General features: G+C 58.9%; 21 protein-coding genes and 1 pseudogene. 11 read left to right on the top strand and 11 right to left on the bottom strand.

All coding sequences use genetic code 11. The features are described 5' to 3' along the window. Positions 1-48: 48 nt before the first annotated feature. Together BBJ66_RS01715 and BBJ66_RS01710 are read left to right on the top strand one after the other, a co-directional pair. Positions 49-1,581: a S10 family peptidase gene (locus BBJ66_RS01715; protein ID WP_071084528.1), complete on the top strand. Its 1,533-nt coding sequence runs from the start codon at positions 49-51 to the stop codon at positions 1,579-1,581. Positions 1,582-1,696: 115 nt separating this feature from the next. Further along, positions 1,697-2,113 carry a GFA family protein gene (locus tag BBJ66_RS01710; RefSeq protein ID WP_049730739.1) on the top strand — a complete coding sequence of 139 codons (417 nt, stop codon included), beginning with the start codon at positions 1,697-1,699 and terminating at the stop codon, positions 2,111-2,113. 8 nt (positions 2,114-2,121) lie between these two features. Here the strand turns inward: BBJ66_RS01710 and BBJ66_RS01705 are convergent, their stop codons facing one another. After that, a complete protein-coding gene (locus BBJ66_RS01705) occupies positions 2,122-2,649 on the bottom strand; it encodes an Lrp/AsnC family transcriptional regulator (protein ID WP_071084527.1) in 528 nt (175 codons plus the stop codon). Positions 2,650-2,731: 82 nt separating this feature from the next. Between BBJ66_RS01705 and BBJ66_RS01700 the strand changes: the two genes are divergently transcribed. After that, positions 2,732-3,118: a RidA family protein gene (locus BBJ66_RS01700; RefSeq protein ID WP_049730741.1), complete on the top strand. Its 387-nt coding sequence runs from the start codon at positions 2,732-2,734 to the stop codon at positions 3,116-3,118. Positions 3,119-3,160: 42 nt separating this feature from the next. Here the strand turns inward: BBJ66_RS01700 and BBJ66_RS01695 are convergent, their stop codons facing one another. Next, positions 3,161-3,868 (bottom strand): glutathione S-transferase family protein, encoded by a 708-nt coding sequence (locus BBJ66_RS01695; protein WP_071084524.1) that lies wholly within the window; start codon positions 3,866-3,868, stop codon positions 3,161-3,163. Positions 3,869-3,982: 114 nt separating this feature from the next. On the opposite strand from BBJ66_RS01695, the gene BBJ66_RS01690 reads away from it, so the two are divergent. After that, positions 3,983-4,876 carry a LysR substrate-binding domain-containing protein gene (locus BBJ66_RS01690; RefSeq protein ID WP_071084522.1) on the top strand — a complete coding sequence of 298 codons (894 nt, stop codon included), beginning with the start codon at positions 3,983-3,985 and terminating at the stop codon, positions 4,874-4,876. 23 nt (positions 4,877-4,899) lie between these two features. Here BBJ66_RS01690 and BBJ66_RS01685 read toward each other — a convergent pair whose 3' ends face one another. Beyond that, positions 4,900-6,483 carry a peptide chain release factor 3 gene (locus BBJ66_RS01685; RefSeq protein WP_071084520.1) on the bottom strand — a complete coding sequence of 528 codons (1,584 nt, stop codon included), beginning with the start codon at positions 6,481-6,483 and terminating at the stop codon, positions 4,900-4,902. Positions 6,484-6,573: 90 nt separating this feature from the next. Between BBJ66_RS01685 and dut the strand changes: the two genes are divergently transcribed. Both dut and BBJ66_RS01675 read left to right on the top strand, forming a co-directional pair. Continuing rightward, complete coding sequence (gene dut, locus BBJ66_RS01680) at positions 6,574-7,044, top strand: dUTP diphosphatase (protein WP_049730745.1); 471 nt, start codon at positions 6,574-6,576, stop codon at positions 7,042-7,044. After that, on the top strand, positions 7,044-7,943 hold the full coding sequence (locus tag BBJ66_RS01675; protein WP_071084518.1) for a GNAT family N-acetyltransferase: 900 nt from the start codon (positions 7,044-7,046) through the stop codon (positions 7,941-7,943). The genes dut and BBJ66_RS01675 overlap by 1 nt, the downstream gene beginning before the upstream one ends. 72 nt (positions 7,944-8,015) lie before the next feature. Here BBJ66_RS01675 and BBJ66_RS01670 read toward each other — a convergent pair whose 3' ends face one another. Then, positions 8,016-8,480 carry an Lrp/AsnC family transcriptional regulator gene (locus BBJ66_RS01670; RefSeq protein WP_071084969.1) on the bottom strand — a complete coding sequence of 155 codons (465 nt, stop codon included), beginning with the start codon at positions 8,478-8,480 and terminating at the stop codon, positions 8,016-8,018. Between the two features lie 112 nt (positions 8,481-8,592). Between BBJ66_RS01670 and BBJ66_RS01665 the strand changes: the two genes are divergently transcribed. Then, positions 8,593-9,495 (top strand): DMT family transporter, encoded by a 903-nt coding sequence (locus BBJ66_RS01665; RefSeq protein WP_071084516.1) that lies wholly within the window; start codon positions 8,593-8,595, stop codon positions 9,493-9,495. 46 nt (positions 9,496-9,541) lie between these two features. On the opposite strand, the gene BBJ66_RS01660 is transcribed toward BBJ66_RS01665, so the two are convergent. Next, positions 9,542-10,060: a Dps family protein gene (locus tag BBJ66_RS01660; protein WP_071084514.1), complete on the bottom strand. Its 519-nt coding sequence runs from the start codon at positions 10,058-10,060 to the stop codon at positions 9,542-9,544. 233 nt (positions 10,061-10,293) lie between these two features. On the opposite strand from BBJ66_RS01660, the gene BBJ66_RS01655 reads away from it, so the two are divergent. From BBJ66_RS01655 to BBJ66_RS34500, 3 genes are all read left to right on the top strand, one after another. Beyond that, positions 10,294-10,911: a LysE family translocator gene (locus BBJ66_RS01655; protein ID WP_049730749.1), complete on the top strand. Its 618-nt coding sequence runs from the start codon at positions 10,294-10,296 to the stop codon at positions 10,909-10,911. Positions 10,912-11,055: 144 nt separating this feature from the next. After that, entirely contained in the window at positions 11,056-12,018 is a 963-nt protein-coding gene (gene cysK, locus BBJ66_RS01650; RefSeq protein WP_071084512.1) for a cysteine synthase A, read from the top strand. 1,026 nt (positions 12,019-13,044) lie between these two features. Then, positions 13,045-13,770 (top strand): hypothetical protein, encoded by a 726-nt coding sequence (locus BBJ66_RS34500; RefSeq protein ID WP_128146121.1) that lies wholly within the window; start codon positions 13,045-13,047, stop codon positions 13,768-13,770. A gap of 31 nt (positions 13,771-13,801) precedes the next feature. On the opposite strand, the gene BBJ66_RS01640 is transcribed toward BBJ66_RS34500, so the two are convergent. The 5 genes and pseudogenes from BBJ66_RS01640 to BBJ66_RS34710 form a co-directional block, all read right to left on the bottom strand. Further along, positions 13,802-14,704: a serine protease gene (locus tag BBJ66_RS01640; RefSeq protein WP_128146122.1), complete on the bottom strand. Its 903-nt coding sequence runs from the start codon at positions 14,702-14,704 to the stop codon at positions 13,802-13,804. A gap of 12 nt (positions 14,705-14,716) precedes the next feature. Continuing rightward, on the bottom strand, positions 14,717-16,372 hold the full coding sequence (locus BBJ66_RS01635; RefSeq protein ID WP_274534064.1) for a caspase family protein: 1,656 nt from the start codon (positions 16,370-16,372) through the stop codon (positions 14,717-14,719). A 51-nt stretch (positions 16,373-16,423) separates the two neighbouring features. Continuing rightward, a complete protein-coding gene (locus BBJ66_RS34495) occupies positions 16,424-17,449 on the bottom strand; it encodes a hypothetical protein (RefSeq protein WP_128146123.1) in 1,026 nt (341 codons plus the stop codon). A 563-nt stretch (positions 17,450-18,012) separates the two neighbouring features. Continuing rightward, positions 18,013-18,251 (bottom strand): annotated as a pseudogene (locus tag BBJ66_RS01630) (transposase); the annotation flags it as partial. Between the two features lie 81 nt (positions 18,252-18,332). Continuing rightward, positions 18,333-18,500, bottom strand: a complete 168-nt coding sequence (locus BBJ66_RS34710) for a hypothetical protein (RefSeq protein WP_161492664.1) — start codon at positions 18,498-18,500, stop codon at positions 18,333-18,335. Positions 18,501-18,721: 221 nt separating this feature from the next. Here BBJ66_RS34710 and BBJ66_RS34685 point away from each other — a divergent pair, with 221 nt between their 5' ends. Further along, a complete protein-coding gene (locus BBJ66_RS34685; protein WP_145926485.1) occupies positions 18,722-19,042 on the top strand; it encodes a hypothetical protein in 321 nt (106 codons plus the stop codon). Here BBJ66_RS34685 and BBJ66_RS32825 read toward each other — a convergent pair. Then, positions 19,028-19,788 (bottom strand): IS5 family transposase gene (locus BBJ66_RS32825; protein WP_088930309.1). Its coding sequence is split into 2 segments (ribosomal slippage): positions 19,028-19,461 and positions 19,461-19,788, totalling 762 coding nucleotides; the frame shifts between segments, so codons are not numbered across the junction. The genes BBJ66_RS34685 and BBJ66_RS32825 overlap by 15 nt on opposite strands. Positions 19,789-20,054: the final 266 nt, after the last annotated feature.

Below are 20,054 nucleotides of genomic sequence, written 5' to 3'. Positions count from 1 at the left end.
TTTGCGCGACATGCTTTAGCTGCAGTCCGCACCGCCGGAGGAGACATCTTGCGTTTACGACCCCTGTTTCTGTTTGCCGCTCTGGCGGTGTCGCTGGCCCCTGCCCTTTCCCCGGCTCAGGAAAGCAGTCAATCCGGAGAGAAAGTCGAGCGCAGTGCGCGCGACGGCGTGCTGAAGCTGCTGCCGGCCGATTCCGTCACCGAACACGAACTGACGATCGGCGGCCGGAAGATTGCCTATACCGCAACCGCCGGCACGCTGGATCTCTTCGGCCAGGACGGCGCGCCGACCGGCGCGATCTTCTACACCGCCTATGTCGCGAAAGGCGGCGGGCCGGACCGGCCGCTGACCTTCGCCTTCAACGGCGGGCCGGGTGCGGCTTCCGCCTTCCTGCATCTGGGGCTGGTCGGGCCCAAGGTGCTGGATTTCGGGCCCCAGGCGCGCGACGGCGCCCATGCGCAGCTCGTCGACAACCCGCAAAGCTGGCTCGATTTCACCGATCTCGTGCTGATCGATCCGATCGGCACCGGCTGGAGCCGGACGGTGAAGGCCGACGACGCCTCCAACTATTACAACGTCAACGCAGACGCTGAGAGCATCGCCAAGGCGATCGCGCTCTATGTCGCTCACAACAACCGTTCCAACGCGCCGAAATATCTTCTCGGCGAAAGTTACGGCGGCTTCCGCGCCGCCAAGGTCGCCTCGGCGCTGCGGGAAAGCCAGGGCATCGTCGTCGCCGGCGCGGTGATGCTTTCGCCCTTGCTCGAGGGCCAGCTGATGTTCAATGCCGATCAGTTTGCGCTCGGCGCAGCGCTTGAGCTGCCGTCACTGGCGGCGGCCGAACTCGACCGGCGCAACGCCTTTAACGAAGAGAAGCAGCGCGAGGCCGAGGCCTTCGCGCTCGGCGATTATCTGACGACGCTTGCCGGTTCCCCGCCGACGGGCACTGAGGCCGCCGCCTTCTATGGCAGGATCGCCGGGCTGACAGGCATCCCTGAGGATATCGTCACGCGCAACCGCGGCTTCCTCGGCAATTCCTTCGTCAAACACTCCGACGGGGGCAGCGGCGAAGTGATGAGCTCCTACGACGCCGCCTTCGCCGCCCCCGATCCCTATCCGGAATCGGATTACGACCGTGGCGACGACGCCATCCTCGACGGCTTCACCCGCGCCTATGGCGGCGCTTTTGCCGACTATGCCCGCAACGAACTCGGCTTCAAAACCGAGATGACCTATTCGCTGCTCGACAGTGATATCAGCCGGCGCTGGGAATGGGGCAGCGGGCGCGGCGGCGGATCGCGCTTGCAGGCGACCGCCACCGACGACATCAGGCAGCTGCTTGCCTCCAACACGGCCTTCCATCTGCTGATCGCTCATGGCTACAGCGATCTGGTGACGCCTTACGGCGTCAGCCGCTACGTGGTCGACCACCTGCCGCCGTCGCTTGCCGGCGGCCGCGTCGGGCTGAAACTTTATCGCGGCGGGCATATGTTCTACACCCGGGCCGATCAGCGGGCCGCCTTCACGGCGGATGCCAAGGCCTTTTACGCCAGACGCCTGGCCGTGCAGCCGGCGGACTAAAGCGTGGCGCGATCTTTCAGATTCGCTTGGCCCACGCTTTAGCTTTTTGTTTTTCGCATGTCTTCCTCGCAAAACCGCTTCACACTTTTGCGCGACATGCTTTGGGGACTTGCCGATGCATATCACCGGAGGATGCCATTGCGGCGCGATCCGCTATCAAGCCGAGATCGATCCGGAGCGGGTCACGATCTGCCATTGCACCGATTGCCAGCGGCTGACGGGGTCGGCCTATCGCGTCACCGCGCCGGCGCGGCCGGGAAGTTTCACGCTGATTTCGGGCGAACCGCGCGGCTACAGCAAATACGGCGATAGCGGCGGCCTCAGCCGGCAATTCTTCTGCCCGAACTGCGGATCGCCGCTTTATCGCACCGATGGCGACGGCGGCGCGATCGGCATCCGCCTTGGCGGCATCGACCAGCGGCGGGAACTCACGCCCAGGAAGCAGATATGGTGCCGCTCGGCCTTGCCCTGGGTGGAGAATATCGAACCGCTGCCACGGTTCGACGGCGAGGACCGCGGCAAGGACGTTTAGGTCGCAGACTATTCCGGCAGCGGTATATCCGGCCAGTTGTCGGTGACGCCGGCCTGGACCGGACGCTCGAGATAGGTGGAGAGGGCGATATAGCTGCGGGTGCCGGTGACGCCGGGAACGGCGTGAACCTGCGCGAGAAAAGCCTCCAATGCCTGCGGGCTGGCGGTGCGGACCTTGAAGAGGACGCTGGCATCACCGGCAACCGAATGCATCTCTTCGACTTCGGGAAAGTGCAGGAGCTGCATCAGCCGCTCGCTCTTGCCCCAGCCGGCCGCCTCGACATGCACGAAGGCCAGCAGCGGCTTGCCGAGGGCGGCTCCATCCAGCGCGGCATGCACGCCCTTGATGGCGCCGGATTGGCTGAGACGGCGCACACGCTCATGCACGGCCGGCGCCGAAAGCCCGACCACTTGGCCGAGTCTCGCATAGCTCTGGCCGCTGTCGGCGGCGAGCGCGGCTAATATTTTTCGGTCAAAAGCATCCATGGCCGGCTGCTGTACACGCCGCTGCCGAAGATCGTCTGTATTTTTCTTCATTCGGCAAACTCCTCTTTGTGCCGAAGAATAATCGCCGATATTGCCATTTGTTCAACAGAATATTCGATGGAGGAAAAGCCCCATGGAGATGATCGAGCATAATCCGACAGGCGGGATCTATCCCACGAGCCCCGATTACATTCACGCGCTGGAGGTAAGGCATCCCTCCCGGCTGCTCTTCGTCAGCGGCACGATGGGTCTGGATAGTGAGGGAATGGCGGCGGCCGATCTGGACGGCCAGTTGGAACTTGTCTGGGCCAATCTGCGCAGCATCCTCGCAGCCGCCGGAATGACGGTGGACAACATCGTGCGGCTGACGAGTTACCTGCGCGATCGCGCCTTTGTGGAGGCGAACCAGAATGCCCGGCTTCGCGCCCTTGGCGGCCGCGCCGTGCCGACGACCGCCATCGTCGTGGAAACGCTGTGCGACGACTGGCTCGTCGAGATCGAGATCGTCGCCGCCGGCTGACGGCAATGGCCATCACATCCGAAGCCGCGATGGCCGCCGGGTTCAGGCGGCCTGCTTCAACAGGCCGAGGGCTTCGGTCAGATCGACCTCGCCGAGGAAACCGCCACTGCTTTTGACTTCCTGCCGGTGCTCGATCGCATGGGCAAATTGCACGGCCGGTTGCTGCTGCATGCGCTCATAGAGGCGATGCAGGCCGGGAAACTGCCGCCGGTCGACGACCTTGTGAAAATCGTTCCAGCGGGCAATCCCGACGAAATAGGCATCGGCCAGGCTCGGACCGTTGCCGACAAGCCAATCGCGGCCATCGAGCAGCCGTTCCAGCGTGTGATGCGCCTTTTCCACTGCGGCGATGCCATAGGCTGCCAGCGCCTGCTTCTGCTGCGGCTCCAGCGGGTGTTCGAACGCATACCAGAGCGGGCCGAAGGCCTTGAAGAAACTGGTGTTGAGAAAGGCGAGCATCTGGTTCAGACGATCGAAATCCTCCGACCCCTGCGCAAAACCGCGACCGCTGCCGATCGCCCGGGCGCCGATATGCTGGAGGATCGCCATGCTTTCGCTGATGACCCTGCCATCTTCGAGCAACAGCGACGGCGTTTCGCCGACTGGGTTGATCCTGAGGTAGTCGTCGCTGGAGACCATCTCCGGCATCTCGACGCGGCAGAGCCGGTAAGGCAGGCCGGACCATTCCAGCGCGACGATCGAGCCGAAGGAGCAGCCTTCGGGGACGCCGTAAAACAATATGGGTGACATCAATCGTTCCTTCCAGAATTGAACGCGTTTGGACGCGATCAATGTGCAGATGTGGACGATCTCACGGTAGAGGCTATAAATGCATCTCAATGTCCACAACCATGGAAGATGGCGATGGCGCTCTTCAACCTCAACGACCTGCATCTCTTCGTGCAGGCGGTCGACAGCGGCAGCTTTACGGCGGCGGCGAGACATCTCGGCATGCCGAAATCGACGGTCAGCAAGCGGGTTGCGGAGCTGGAAGGCCGGCTTGGCGTTCGGCTGATCCAGCGCACGTCACGCAGCTTCGCGCTGACCGAGCTCGGCCGGGAATTCTTTCAGCATGCGCAGGCCTCGATCATCGAGGCGGAGATGGCCGAGGGCATCGTGCGGCGGCATCTGGCCGAACCAGCCGGCAGCGTTCGCCTGACCGCCTCGGTGCCGACGGCGCAGTTCACCCTGACGGAGCATCTGCCGGCGCTGGCGGCGCGCTATCCGAAGCTCCGGCTTTCCGTTCATGTGACCGACCGTTTCGTCGATATCGTCCAGGAAGGCTTCGACATCGCGCTGCGCAGTCACCGGATGCCGCTGCCGGATTCAGCACTGGTGCAGCGCAAGCTTGCCAGCCATCCTTTCTTCATTCTCGCTTCGCCGGATTATATCCGCGCCCATGGGCAACCGGGCCGGCCGGAGGACCTCACGCAACATGCCACGATCATGACCAGCCTGACGGACAATCAATGGCGGCTCTATAGCGATAGCGGCGAAGAGGCGCTGGTCACACTGCAGTCCGTCATGGCGGCGGACGAACCCTATGTGCTGATGGAAGCGGCGGCGGCCGGGCTCGGCATCACCTGCCTGCCGACATCGGTCTGCCGGCAAGCGCTGGCGACCAAGCGGCTGGTGCGGCTGCTGCCGGACTGGACGGCCGGCAGCATCGAGACGACGATCCTGATGCCGCACCGGCGTGGCCAACTGCCGGCGGTGCGCGCCGTCGTCGATTTTCTGGCGGAACGGCTGGCCGGCTAGAACCGCGAGAATTGCCTTGGGTATCACGCCGCCTTGGCGGCGTGATATTCCTTGATGGCGACCATCTTGATCGCCGGATGGCGTTCGGACTCGTAACGCAGCGAGAACCCGTCCTGGGCGAGGAAGACCGGATCGCCGTCGAGATCGCGGGCGATATCGCCGCGTTTGACGGTGAGGAATTTTTCCAGATCGGCCGGCTGATCGGCCGAGATCCAGCGGCAGACGGAGAAGCGCGACATTTCGAAGGAGACCGGCAGGCCGTATTCGGCCATCAGCCGCTCCTTCAGGACGTCGAGCTGCAGGGCGCCGACGACGCCGACGATCGCCGGCGACCCGTCCTCCGGCGAAAACAGCTGGACGACGCCTTCTTCGGCCATCTGCTGCAGGGCTTCCTTGAGCTTCTTCGCCTTCATCGCGTCTTCCAGGCGCACGCGGCGCAGGATCTCAGGCGAGAAGTTCGGCACGCCCTGGAAGACGAGGGCTTCGCCTTCGGTCAGCGTATCGCCGATGCGCAGCGTCCCGTGATTGGGAATGCCGACGACGTCGCCGGCATAGGCGGTGTCGGCGAGCTGGCGCTGCGAGGCGAAGAAGAATTGCGGCGCCGTCAGGCCGAGCTGCTTGCCGGTGCGGGCAAGCCTTGCCTTCATGCCGCGCTCGAGCTTGCCGGAGCAGATGCGGGCAAAGGCGATGCGGTCGCGGTGGTTGGGATCCATGTTGGCCTGGATCTTGAAGACGAAGGCCGTCATCTTGTCGTCGGTCGCGTGCACGGTCCTGGTATCGGCTACCTGGTCGCGCGGCGGCGGCGCAAATTCGCCAAGCGCGTTGATCAGGTCGCGAACGCCGAAATTGCGCAGCGCCGAGCCGAAGAAGACCGGCGTCATATGGCCTTCCAGGAAGGAGTCGCGGTCGAAGGGGCGGCAGGCTTCGATCGCCAGCTCCGTCTCCTCGACGAAAGCCCGGCGCTCGTTTTCCGGCAGCCGGTCGGCAACACTCTGCGGACCGTTGACCGGCGTTCCCTCGATTTCGGTATCGGAGCCGCGCACCGTGTTGGCGGCAATATTGTAGGAGCCGCAGAAGGTCTTCGAGCGGCCGATCGGCCAGGTGATCGGCGCCGTATCCAGCGCCAGCTTCTCTTCCACCTCATCGAGGATCTCGAAGGGATCGCGGCTTTCGCGGTCCATCTTGTTGATGAAGGTGATGATCGGAATATCGCGCATGCGGCAGACTTCGAAAAGCTTCAGCGTGCGCGGCTCGATACCCTTGGCGGCATCGATGACCATGACGGCGGCGTCGACGGCCGTCAGCGTGCGGTAGGTGTCGTCGGCAAAGTCCTCGTGGCCCGGCGTGTCGAGGATGTTGAAGACATTGTCGTTATATTCGAAGGTCATCACCGAGGTGACGACGGAGATGCCGCGCTCGCGCTCGATCTTCATCCAGTCGGAGCGCGTCTGCATGCGATCCTTCTTCGCCTTGACTTCGCCGGCAAGCTGAATGGCGCCGCCGAACAGCAGAAGCTTTTCGGTGAGCGTCGTCTTGCCCGCATCCGGGTGGGCGATAATAGCGAATGTGCGGCGGCGGGAAACCGCCTCGGCGAGACTTTCGGCCATACTGTGAATCCTGTGGAATTGCCGCGTATCTAACGATTAAAGCCCGGCTTTGCAATTGACCTTACCCTTTCGCGCGCAAAGTAATGGGGCATGACCATTCATCACGACACGCGCCCGGCGCTGAACCTCATCCGCCTGACCAACGGCGAAGGCCTCGACCTGCCCGCCTATGAAAGCAAGGGGGCGGCCGGCATGGACCTGCGCGCCGCCGTCGATGGCGACACGCCGCTGACGCTGCTGCCCGGCAAACGGGCGCTGGTGCCGACCGGCTTCATCTTCGAAATCCCCGAGGGTTTCGAGGGCCAGGTGCGGCCGCGTTCCGGCCTTGCCTTCAAACACGGCATCACCTGCCTGAATTCGCCCGGTACCGTCGACAGCGATTATCGCGGCGAGGTGAAGGTGCTGCTCGCCAATCTCGGCGAGGAAGCCTTCATCGTCGAGCGCGGCATGCGTATCGCCCAGATGGTGATCGCGCCGGTGACCCAGGCGCGGGTGGCCGAGAGCGCCACCGCCAGCGAGACGACGCGCGGCGCCGGCGGCTTCGGTTCCACCGGGGTGTGATGGCCAAACGCCTCGACAGCGCCGGCCTCACCTTTCGGCAGGATTATTTCGGCGACCCGGTCGGCTGGGCGGCCTTGGTCCGCCTGCTCCAGGATATTTTCGGCATCGATATCGGCCCGCTGCAGCAGCTCGGCGGCCCCGACCCCAGCAGCATGCCGTTCGGCTGGTTCGATGCCGAGGGGGGACTTGCGGCCAATCTCTCGGCTTTTGCGCTGCCTTTCGTCCTCAACGGCCGGATCGTCCATGCCGCCGGGCTGCAATCGGGCGCGGTGCGGCCGCCATGGCGCGGGCGCGGGCTCTACCGCGATCTGACGGTGAAGGCGCTCGACTGGTGCGAGCGGCAGGGTTTTGAAGCCGTCATTCTCTATACCGATAAACCGTCGCTCTACGAGCCCTACGGTTTTCGGGTCATACCGCAGCATCGATTTGAGGGAGCGGCACCAGACCCCTCGATATTTTCAGGACCCGCCCGGCTACTTGCGCCGACCGATGCTGACGATCTTGCCTTGCTGCAATCGCTGCTGAAAGCGCGAAGCCCGGTTTCGACGTCGCTTTCGGTGACCGCAAATGCGGCAATGTTTCTCATCAACACGCAGCTCGATCCCGATGTTCGCGTCAGCTTCCTGGAAGACCGGCAGGCTGCGATCGCCTGGAAGATGGATGAGGCCGGCCGCTTCCGCCTTCTCGATGTCGTGGCGGCGGAGATCCCGTCGCTTGCCGCGATCCTCGGCGGGCTCGACATCGCCGCCGCCGCCGTCGAGGTGCTTTTCCGTCCCGACAAGCTCGGCTGGGCGGGAACTCCGCAGCCGGTGGAAAGCGGCACCGTGCTGATGCTGCGCGGGCTCGGCGATGAGGCCCCGCATTTTCCGGCGATGCTGTCGCCGATGGCGGATTTCTAAAGCTCTTTGTTTTGATGCATGTCGTTGGGAATCGCTGCACACTTCCGGGCGACATGCACTCGTTCGCCGAGTTTACTTTTTCCGAGACAGCGGCGGCAGGCGGCGTTTGACGGGCGAGGCTTTGATCATCGCGGTGTTGGTTTCCGCCCGTTCGGCGACCCTGTCGAGCAGGCCGTCGAGCTCCGCCATCGATCGGATGACCAGGCGGGCGATAAAACAATCCTCGCCGGTCACCTTGTCGCATTCGACGATTTCGGGAATCTCCTGGATGAGCCGCTCGACGAAATGCAACTGCCCCGGCAAAGGCCGCACACGGACGATCGCCTGCAGGGGATAGCCGACGGCGGCAGGATCGAGATCGATGGTGAAGGCCTTGATGACGCCGCGCTCCTCCAGCCGGCGCAGGCGCTCGGCCGCACTCGGCGAGGAAAGCCCCACCTGCTGCGCCAGCTCCTTCAGCGAGATACGGGCATTGCCGGCCAGCACCGCCAGGATGGCCTGATCGGTTTCGTCGAGCGACTGCACATCGTTAGCCATGGCGTCCGTCATTCCTCACATGATTAGGCAACTTTGATAATCTTCCTTCCTATTCTTATATAAAATCGGTCGCCGCCGCAATATTATGACGCCATCGAAAACGGAGGCGATCATGGGCGGCGACATCAAAAGAGGCACGGCGGAGATGACGGCAGCGATGCTGATCTCGGGGACAATCGGCTGGTTCGTCGTCATGTCGGGCCAGCCGGTCAGCGGCGTGGTTTTCTGGCGCTGCCTGTTCGGGGCGCTCACCCTGCTCGTCATCTGCGGCGCCCTTGGGCTGCTGCGGCCCGGCATTCTCACGCTGCGCACCTTCGGCATCGCCGTCTTCGGCGGCATCGCCATCGTCTTGAACTGGCTGCTGCTGTTTGCCTCCTATTCGCATGCGACGATCTCGATCGCCACGACCGTCTACAACACCCAGCCCTTCATGCTGCTGGTGCTCGGCGCGCTGTTTCTCGGCGAGAAGATCACCGCCACCAAGCTGTTCTGGCTGGTGCTCGCCTTTGCCGGCATGATGGCGATCGTCCAGGCGAAACCGGGCGGGAGCGGCGGTACATCAGACGGCTACGGCCTCGGCATCCTGATGGCGCTGGGTGCGGCCTTTTTCTATGCGCTGGCAGCGCTTGCCGCAAAGTGGCTGAAAGGCACGCCGCCGCATCTGATCGCGCTGATCCAGGTCGCGACCGGCATGCTGATGCTGGCGCCGATGACCGATTTTTCGCATCCGCCCACGGATCTCGGGACATGGGCGATCCTTATTACCGTCGGCGTCGTCCATACCGGGCTGATGTATGTGCTGCTCTATGGCGCCATCCAGAGGCTGCCGACGCATCTCACAGGCGCCCTGTCCTACCTCTATCCGATCGCGGCGATCCTCGTCGACCGGCTGGCCTTCGGCCACGCACTGCAACCGCTGCAGGTCGCAGGCGCCGCAATCATCCTCCTTGCCGCCGCCGGCATGAACCTCGGCTGGAGCCCGAGATGGCTGCGGCCGAGAGCGCTCCAGAGCTGAGACCGGGCCTACCGGCATCGATGGCCGGCACGCCGGTTTGCCGGCCTTACCTCTGGCGGCGCGTCGTTTCGAACAGGAACCAGGTGCGGCGCTCTCCTTCGTCGATCCAGTTCTCGATCAGGCTGGCGGTCGCGACATCATTGTGCTCGTCGCAGAGATCGTGCACCTCGCGCAGCAGCGAAACGAGTTGACCGTTATCTTCGCGCAGTTCCGACAGCATGTCCTCGGCCGTGACGAAATCGGCGTCATTGTCGGCGATGCGCTGCTGGCGGGCGATCTGGCCGATGGAGCGCAGCGTCACGCCGCCGATCTTGCGGGCGCGCTCGGCAATGTCGTCGGTCATGGCGAAGATCTGCTCCGCCTGTTCATCGAGCAGCAGGTGGTAGTCGCGGAAATGCGGGCCGGACATGTGCCAGTGGAAGTTCTTGGTTTTCACATAAAGCGCGAAGACATCGGCGAGCAGCGCGGTCAGCGCCGCCGAAATATCGGTGACGGCATTGGTCGGCAGGGTGGAAGGCGTCTTGAGCGGCTGGAGCCTGCGGGTTTCGGCTGAGGTCGGGGGCATCAATTCTCTCCTTGGCGATGAAATCTCGAGAGCGCCGCGCGCCTTTTCGAGAGGCGCAAAGGGTGCGGATGGCGCGCGTGCAGAGAGAGAACTAGCAAGGCCGGATCGCTTTCCAAGTGGATCATGGTGCCGCAGACCTATTCCTGATGGTGATGGACCGATCAGCGCCGAAGCATTGATGAGGCTGCAACACGCGCCTATAGAGAGGTCACCCACTCTCATGGATATCAAAGATGAGCCTTACCGCCCTGATCGCCTATGCCGGAGCGCTGTTCATCGCCGCCGCCATTCCCGGGCCGGGGATCACCGCGATCGTCGCCCGCGCGCTCGGCTCGAATTTCCGCGAGACCTTCTTCATGGGCCTCGGCCTGGTGCTCGGCGACATGACCTATCTCACCGCCGTCATTCTCGGCCTCGCCTTCGTGGCGCAGACCTTCACCGAGGTGTTCATCGCCATCAAGATCGCCGGCGCCCTCTATCTCGGCTATATCGCCTGGAAACTCTGGACGGCGGGGCTGCTGCCGCAGGATATCGCGGCGAAGAAATCCAGCAATATCGGCCTCTCCTTCCTCTCCGGCCTGCTGGTGACGCTCGGCAATCCGAAGACCATGCTGTTCTATGTCGCGCTGGCGCCGACGCTGATCGATATCGGCCATATCAGCTTGCGCGACTACGCGATGCTGCTCGCGGTGACCTTCGTGGTGCTGATCGTCGTGCTGGTGCCCTACATGCTGCTGGCCTCGCGGGCCCGGACGATGCTGAAAAAGCCGCGCGCCCTGCAGGCGCTGAACCGGGTGGCGGCCGGCATCCTGGCCGGCACGGCAGCCTTCATCGCCACGCGGGCGGCCTGAAATAAACATCCGGCAGACAACGGTTTTCAAAGCTTTTTTTCTCCGCGGTCGGCTCTCCCGGCATCAACGCGGTCTAGCCTCTTCAGGCCTTTGACCCTATTCTCCTCCTCGATTTCAGAAGCAAGATTTCAAAGGGAGGCACTCATGTCGCACAAGCCCGGCCGCGGCCGCATCTATTCCTCGATCACCGAGACCATCGGCAACACGCCGCTCGTGCGCTTCGACAAGCTGGCGCGGGAAAAGGGCGTGGTGGCCAACCTGATCGGCAAGCTCGAATTCTTCAACCCGATCGCCTCCGTCAAGGACCGCATCGGCGTGGCGATGATCGAAAGCCTGGAAGCGCAGGGCAAGATCGCCCCCGGCAAGACGGTGCTGATCGAGCCGACCTCCGGCAACACCGGCATCGCGCTCGCCTTTGCCGCCGCTGCCAAGGGTTACCGGCTGATCCTCACCATGCCGGAAACCATGTCGGTCGAGCGCCGCAAGATGCTGGCGCTGCTCGGCGCCGAGCTGGTGCTGACCGAGGGACCGAAGGGCATGAAGGGCGCGATCGCCAAGGCCGAGGAGCTGGCGGCGTCGCTGCCCGACGCCATCATTCCGCAACAGTTTGAAAACCCGGCCAATCCCGAAATCCACCGCAAGACGACGGCCGAGGAAATCTGGAACGACACCGACGGCACGGTCGATATCCTCGTCTCCGGCATCGGCACCGGCGGCACGATCACCGGCGTCGGCCAGGTGCTGAAGAGCCATAAGCCCGAGATCCAGATCATCGCCGTCGAGCCCGCCGATTCGCCGATTCTCTCCGGCGGCAATCCCGGCCCGCACAAGATCCAGGGCATCGGCGCCGGCTTCGCCCCCAAAATCCTCGACACCGGCATTTACGACGAGGTCGTCACCGTGACCAATGACGAGGCCTTCGAACAGGCGCGCCTGGTCGCCAGGCTGGAAGGCGTGCCGGTCGGGATCTCCTCGGGCGCGGCGCTGGCGGCGGCGATCAAGGTGGGAAGCCGTCCGGAGAATGCCGGCAAGAATATCGTCATCATCATTCCGTCTTTTGCGGAGCGTTATCTTTCGACGGCGCTGTTTGAAGGGCTGGGGGGCTAACGGTAGCTGTGCTCGGGCGCCGGCAATTTATCTTGCAAAATATTGGGGCGCTTCGGCGCCCCTTCTTTTGTGCCGTCACCTGCATCCCAATCGAAGTGGGACGAAGTTAGGGCCATCGCACAGAATGAAATTGAATTAGGTATCATTCGCCAGGAGCTTGAAGAGCTCGACCAGCGCGTTGCCGACACAATCATCAACCGCATAGAAAACACCGTATTGTAATTCTGCAGTTTAACCAAAGACCGAGATATATCCAAGATCCACTCCACCATGCGGCAACCGTTCGACAAGGTAGTCTCGGACTATGACGCAGGCCATCTTCAATTATTCTGGCACAACGCCGAACAAAATCCCGCTCAGTTTCTCTATACATTTACTGATGCAGAATAAAAAGTGCCATTCTCTCGCGGTACTATCGAAGTTATTCGACGTCCCAACCTACACTCAGGCATCCACGACCATAGACCAAAGGAAGGTGCACCTGCACAACTGGGAGCAAAAACGCAGGACCTTGCGGGGAAAGACTCCCACGGATGTAGAGTTACACGGCAGGACTTGCCGCGAAAAATACTGAAATTATTTTGCTACGCGATCATCGAAAGAGACCAACGCACCCTCCCCTCCCATAGATGCGATTTGTGGGAAGTGGTGTGGGCCTCTGGTTAGTATCCACGAAGCACGCTGGTAGCTCAGGCCAACGATCATATGCTGGATCGCTAGACTCCCCACACCGGCATCGTCGTTTTTCGTTTCCAGCTTGCGCTGGATCCTACACTCCAAACTAATGGCTGATTTGCGGGAAATCTGAAGAAACGGTCATCGCGAGCGGAAGCATTTTCTCAGTTGCGCGGCAGCTTAAAACGTTCCTGCGGAACTGCGTAGGCCCACAGCGTAGCAACTAATCACCTTTCCCCGTTTCCTTGAAACAACCTGATCGCGGTAACAGATTACGATCATTTTTCATTTGACTCACAGCGTAATATCGAAGTTGTATATATTGCCACCGTCAATTCATGGGAGTATTTCATGCGAGCACCAGTTTTGATGACTTTTTTAATGCTACTTTCAGGCTGCGATACTAATACGATCAGAAATGGGCCAAATCTGACCCCCGTGACTGTCCGAACATACATGGATGAAGCCTGCCGTGTTCCTTCCGGTACAAAATCCTATTCTGCGTATGACTTTTATGTAGCGGGCATCGGCGCGGCTCGGTTGCAGTGCGACAACTATATGCTTTCGCTCATCAACGCTAATCGCGATTCGCGATTCGCTGCGAGTGCGATAGCAAGCGCAAACGCACAAACGGCCCTGATTCTTGCCGCGACAATGTCGAACGCCACGAAGCCGCTTGCGGTTGTTGCCGCTACGTCCGAATTCGTTAGGCAAATAATTATCGGATATGGGAATGAGTATGCATTCGCGTCTTTCGCGCAGGAGATTTATCCGCAGACTCGAAGCTTGATGAACGCTTATCTCGCAGATTCCCGGACCATTCAAGTTGTTGCAAGAATTCAAGCCGATCCAAATTCAATAGCGAGCTATTGCATTGCTGCCGATCTGGTAAGAACGTTTGCGTCGAATTGCTCCCCCCTAAACATAGATTCAAACGTTCGAAGGGCGATTTCAAGTGCAACACCTACGGAAGTCGATCAAGGCTCAGAAGAAGACGCGCAAGCACGTTCTTTGCCTCTACCGGGGAGGCCTCATGCCTCATCATTGGCTTTGCCAACGCTCACGTTGGGGCGGTAGCGACCGGGGATGCGATAGACTGGCGCAGGCATCAGGGCTGAGCTTTAATATTTTTCTCGATCCACGGCACGTAACGGAGTACCCTAGTATACACTCCAGGCTTTCCTGGTAATGCGCACTCTCGACCGAAGCTCACAATGCCCAACTCAGCCGGCGGTTTGCCTTTTGGACTGTAAACTAACCCGCTACCACTGTCGCCAGAGCACGAATCTTTCTTTCCAAGCTTGAATCCCGCACACATCATCCTATTGACGTTCAGCGTCTGATAGTGGCAGTCCTCCGGGTCCACAAACGGAACGCCAACGTATTGCAACTGCCTTACAGTTTTAGCCTTGCCGGTGCTGCCCCAGCCTGTGACAGCGAGGTAAAAATCGGAATTATCTTCAGTTAGTGCGGCCCCGTCCCTGTCATCTGTCTCATCCGGAAGTCTAACGCTATTGGTATTCGAGTCAAAGATAAGTGGCAGCACTAGCCTAACGAGGGCGATATCGTTACCCTCTTCAGGGCGCTTATATGGCTTATACATAACAATATCGGCAACTTCCGACGACCTCGCGGTTGAATCCAGAAGGGTCGATCCGCTGGTCACTATGATATCACTGTTCGTCAGGCCTTTGACGCAATGCGCTGCCGTAAGAATCCAACGATCGGAAATGATCGATCCTCCGCAAAAATGCGCCTTGAACCGATCGTCTATCCAAGCCACACCAAGAGATACAGCCCAAGGAAATTGTCCCGAAGCGGCCGCCATCCCCCCAACAATCTTGGGGCTCTTCTTCAGTACGAATGAAGCGACCGCATTCCTGAATTCAAAGGGCTTAGACAGAAACTGTTTGTCACTGAGAATGCGTTCGTCAAGCGGTTTAACTGCTTGCGCTAGCGCGATTTGACTGCTTACCAGCAGCGCCCATCCGACAAAAAACAGTAGTCTCATATGGACCTCCAATCAGTATCCGAATAACTTCACCCTCACACCGTCTCCTTGCATATCTGGACTCCCGGCGACGGATGTAATTGCCGTGTTACTAACATTCTGCTTGTTCAACAGGTATTTCGCGTGGGCAAGCTGGAGCAATCTGTCCGATGAAACTTGGCTAATCAATGAACGCCCGGTGGACAAAGAGGCCCACGTTATTGTCTTTCCTCTTTTTTTTACTTCGGCCAAAGCGCTGTTGAGCGCCTCAGAGGAAACCATTGACGAATTTCCAGGCTGGGACGGCAAGATAAACGTCCCTATCGGGTGACCGAGACTAACTTTTGCTTCGGATTTCTCTTCGAATTTAACGTAAGCTTCGCCGGTGACAATGTTTGGAAGCTCTATCCTTGCCCAAGTCTCGGAACCATGTTCAACTACCTCTTTGAGCACCACTCGGTCGCGTGCCGCGAGTCTTCCAACAACGTCGCCTGATAACTCTGGGCTCGATCTGGCTATCACCCCGTTCAACACGATGCGTTCCTGGCCTATAGTCGAGTACCTTCTTAGCCTTCTAAGTTGAGAATCATCGATCACGTTGCCATCCGTTGGGACGACCATGGCCAAATCTCCTTGCGTGTTTTGTAGTCGGTCAAACGCAAACGGCCCGCGAGGGCGAGCAACTTCAGCTGCTTCACCCTCTGCTGCCCCATAAGCTTGCTCTACGTCACTTGGCGACACGCGCGAATAGCTCTGGGCCGTTGTCGAGTCACCATTTCTTTCGAGCCAAGCTTTTGCTGCCCGCACATAAGGGCTTAAAGCGTTCCGCGCTATAAATGCCTCGACTGTATCTGGCTTCTTTTCATTTAACACCGAGAGCCAAAGCTCCTTATCGCGATCGAACGTGCGCTGCGTCGGGTTGATATAAATCATAGTGTTCCAATACCCAAAGACGCCAGGTTGTTGTGGCTCACCTATTTTAGTCGAATCTAACAGTACCTTGACGCTTATGTCTTGGTAGACGTCTTTGAATTCAGTGTCTTCTTTGGCTAGGTGAGCTACTATCGCGTTTGTATAAATGCTCATATGTGAAGCGTCTCCAAAACCCGCAGCTGTCGCGCCGTCCCTCGTGGCCAAGCCCATAAAAAACTGGCCCTTTCCTGAGATCTGATTGGGTGACCCCTTTTCAACAATCTGGGTACCGGGCGCGGTCTTAACGGCGCCTAAGGATCGACATGCGTCTACTAGCAAAACAACGGCACCTGGGCTCGCCACGTCGAAGTAGTCTGTTATAGTCTCGCTAGGGAGCGCAAACTTAAGTATGTCACCCTTGCTCATTGGTTGTGGCATTGACGTGCCAACCATGTAATTGCTGCCGTTATAGATGAAACCGTGCCCGCTAAAATACACAACGACTAAGTCGTCCTCAGAGACTTTACGGGCGAACTCCTTTAGAGCTTTGTCGAACGCAGAAAAATTCTTGAGGTTAGATACGGTTGTAACTTTAAAATTTATGCCCCCCAGCTTTTCAGCCATGCCCTTCCCATCGGCGATTGCGCTAGGCATTTTGGGTTCAATGTTCGTGTAATCGTCATTAGCGATGATTAACGCCCACCGTTGCGGCAGCCGAGTTCGTGTGTCAGCCTCCGACACCTGCGCCCAAGCAACGGCCGAACCAAGAATAAGCATAGCAACGTAAATAAATAGTAACTTTCTCATTCTATGCGCCAACATGAATGTTTATAAGGGGCCTATTTCGCCAGATTTTTCGAGGTACTTCAGCATTACTGCAGCTCCACATTGTTGTGATATGGTGCTGGCGCTATATACACTATCTTTCACAAATTTCCCTGATTTGTAGTGAGACGAAAAGCTCCACAAGTAGGGCGAAGCTACGCGGATGCTCTTTCGCCGATAACCAAGTCCGTTGTAGAGCTCAAATCTGTACAGAATATCTTCGAGTGCCCAACTCTCCTGCCCCACGAAACCTTCATCGGTGAGCGCATGCTGTGCGCTCGCCTGCCAGCTGTAGGGGGGCTGCCAATCTCTCGGACGTCGCTTTGGATCGTGAGTGGTTTTCTTCGAAAGTGGTGTGTCTCCATTGTAGAGATGTGAACTGAAATTGAAGCTCGCCTCAAGCGCATGCAATATCCCAATGAAATACCAGGGAACGGCAGTTAGTGCTGACAACGCAGCATACTGTGCCTTCCCTGCCTTCAATTGCTTCACATGCCATTGAACGTTACCGTCCCTATCTGAATTGACAACGCAGCTTGAATACAGTTCGCGATACTCTGCAGCCGAAGCCTTACCGGTCGTCGACGTGACCTTTTCAGGAGGCGAAACTTTTGCGATTTTTCTCGGCTCAAGGGGCTTAGGATTAGGCTGAGTAAAACTGTGCTCCTGGCGGGTAATATCGCTTAAATAGACAGACGCATTATCTGCCAGGCTTGCCCCACGTTCCTGCCCTTGCGCTCGTTCGATCAAAGCTAGGAGCCTTGGCATGCCATTTAAATAAATGTTCTCAGTATCTAACGCTGATCTCGCTGTTAGATCGCCTGGAAGAGGCGTTTTTGATGGCGGCAAGGCCAGTGTATCGGCTTTTTCCTCAAGAGCATTAATTTCAGTGGAGATGGAGAAAGCCTCCTTTACGCTGTATTGCGCGTGTACCCGCCGCGGAACGGCAGCAATAACAATGGCACCCGACAGTGCGTACGCTGTGTGCGTTAGTAAATTTCTCCGAGTGAGATTATATCCGCATGACATACGACGTCGCCTCTTGAAGTAGGTTGACCTTACCAATGGGCGAGGATTGTATTATTTATTTAGCTGCACGTCAAGGTAGCCAACTCTACATCCCTTCATACCATGTTTTTTCCTGACATCTTGTAAGGAAGTATTTAATCATCGCCGAGGGACCTGCCTTTCCGTAGTTACTCCTTGTCAATCCCCAGATTCCACAACAATGTTATGTTTATTTACTACGTTCGACTGCTCTTAGGCACGAGAAAGCAGGGAGGCAGCGAGCGAGTCGCGACTAGGCAGGAGGCATGGTGATCTTTCGCTCTAGCTGAGGCACACCCATGCCGCGCCCTCCACCCATGCATCAGCTCGGTGCCAGGCCCGCGCCTGGGGCCGTCCTACTCGTTGCCAAGCTAGACAGGTTGAGGCGAAAGGTGGCTCGGATCGCGACCCTGATGGAGGACAAAACGCGTAATGATTCCCATTGCGAACCTCCCGAGGGCGGACAAAGCCATGCTCCATATATACGCGGTCATGACGGAAATGGAGCGCGACTTCATTTCGGCGCGTACGAAAGGCGGGGAATTCAGAAGATCGTTCTGCATGCTCAACTCGGCATACATCTTCTTTAGCCGTCGATTCTCGTCCTCCATGCTCTTCATCTGCGCCACCATCGACTATCCATGCCGCCCAGGCGCGCGCGCCATTTATAAAAACTGGCGTCGCTCATGCCATGCTCCCGGCACAGTTGCGCCACCGGGATACCGTCCTCGGCCTGCTTCAGGATCGCCATGATCTGCGCGTAGCTAAATCGTGATGCCTTCATCGGAATCTTCTCCAAAATCATTGTGAGAAAATTCTACTTTTAAACCCGATTAGTTTGAGGGGAGATTACCCCGTGGTGCTACTACCAGACAACCAGATACGGGAGCGGATGTGTTTCAAGACCGTCCGGCACTACGCCGAACTGATGCGTGGCGGGGAGAAGTTTATCCCGATCAAAATCGCGAGGGTTGATGCCGCCGACGAGGCGCCAAGGGGCTTCGTGCTGGTGGATGGTTGGCACCGTGTTCATGCTGCCCACCGCAATAGCCTTCGAAAATGCAAGCGATTGTCGTGACACCATCGAGGCCAGAGGAAATACGATGGTTGTCCGCAGAGGCAAATAGGCGACACGGACTGCCGCTATCGCGTGTCGATAAGCGTAACGTCTTCAGAGCCTACGTTAGGGCAAAGAAGCACCGCACGGGAAGAGGCAACGCCGTGAAGTCTGCTAGGGAAATGGAGAAGGACCTGATGGGCATTGTGTCCCGGCACCAATTACCGAAATGGATGCTGTCCGACTTCCCAGCGATCTATCGCACGATGAAGGGTAGCTGTCTCGAAGATGGCAATCCCGATGCAATGGGAGTGGGGTTGCCCGATATGGACGAGGAGTACGCAAAGGGGGCACGTGCCGCCATGAGCGACTACATGGCCTGCATGAGGGCCATCAAAGACAACCAAAAGGCTCGAACCATTTTGACCGATGCAGCCGCTGTCGTTACCGAGGTATCAGAGTTAGTCACTGGAAAACGGGCGTGGCCTAGGAGCTGTGGACACTTATCTGAGCCATAGGATTGTTGCGGCCAGAGCGATCATAGCTTTGTAGTTTCGAACGGTTTTCTCATATCGTGTGGCGATGCGTCGAAACTGCTTGAGCTTCGAGAAGCAGCATTCGACGAGATAACGCTGAGCATAGAGTTGCTTGTCGAGCGGATACTTCTTGGCACGCGAGGGGTTGTTCGGGATGACCGCTTGCGCGCCCTTGTCGGCAATGAGTTTGCGTAGCCGGTCGCTGTCGTAGGCCGTATCGGCCATGACGACCTCGGCTGGCAGGTCTTCGATCAGGAGATCGGCTTGCGGTGCATCGCCTTTCTGACCGGCGGTCAGAATGAAACGAACGGGACATCCAAGGCCACGCACGGCCATATGGATTTTGGTGCTCAAGCCGCCGCGCGAACGGCCAAGGGCCTGATCTTCAGCCCCTTTTTTGCGCCGGAGGCGTGTTGATGCGCCCGGATGATGGTGCTGTCGACGATCAGATATTCGAAGTCGGTATCCTCCGACATCGCCTCAAAGACACGCCACCAGACACCCTTTTGGCTCCAGCGGCTGAAGCGGCGAAACACGCTGTTCCAATCACCGAACACCTCCGGCAGGTCGCGCCAGGGTGAACCCGTCCGCACGATCCACAAGACCGCTTCCACAAACATGCGATTGTCACGTCCAGACGAACCGCGCGTGCGATCGTCGCCAATGATATGACGAGACATCCGCTCCCACTGGTCATCTCGAAGAATGAGACGATCTAAAACACCCATGACTGCCTCCAAAAGACAGTCTTGAATCTGATTTGCTCACCTTTGGGAATCCCAAGAGTCCACGACTCCTAAGGCATCGCTCGATTTCTGAAGACCATTTCGTTATATTTCAAAGACTTCTACCGAAAGTGGCTAATTAGCCGCGTAGGGACGCCATCGGAACCCCGAATGCCCTGCAAATCAAGGCCTCTCGGGCCCCCACCTCCATTTATCGTCACAACCAACAGCACCAACCTCAGGGCTCGGAGCAATTCGGGCCTCGTCCC

This window comes from Rhizobium sp. RSm-3 (assembly GCF_001854685.1).
Taxonomy (GTDB): domain Bacteria; phylum Pseudomonadota; class Alphaproteobacteria; order Rhizobiales; family Rhizobiaceae; genus Rhizobium; species Rhizobium ecuadorense.
This window is presented reverse-complemented; position numbering and strand designations above follow the sequence as displayed.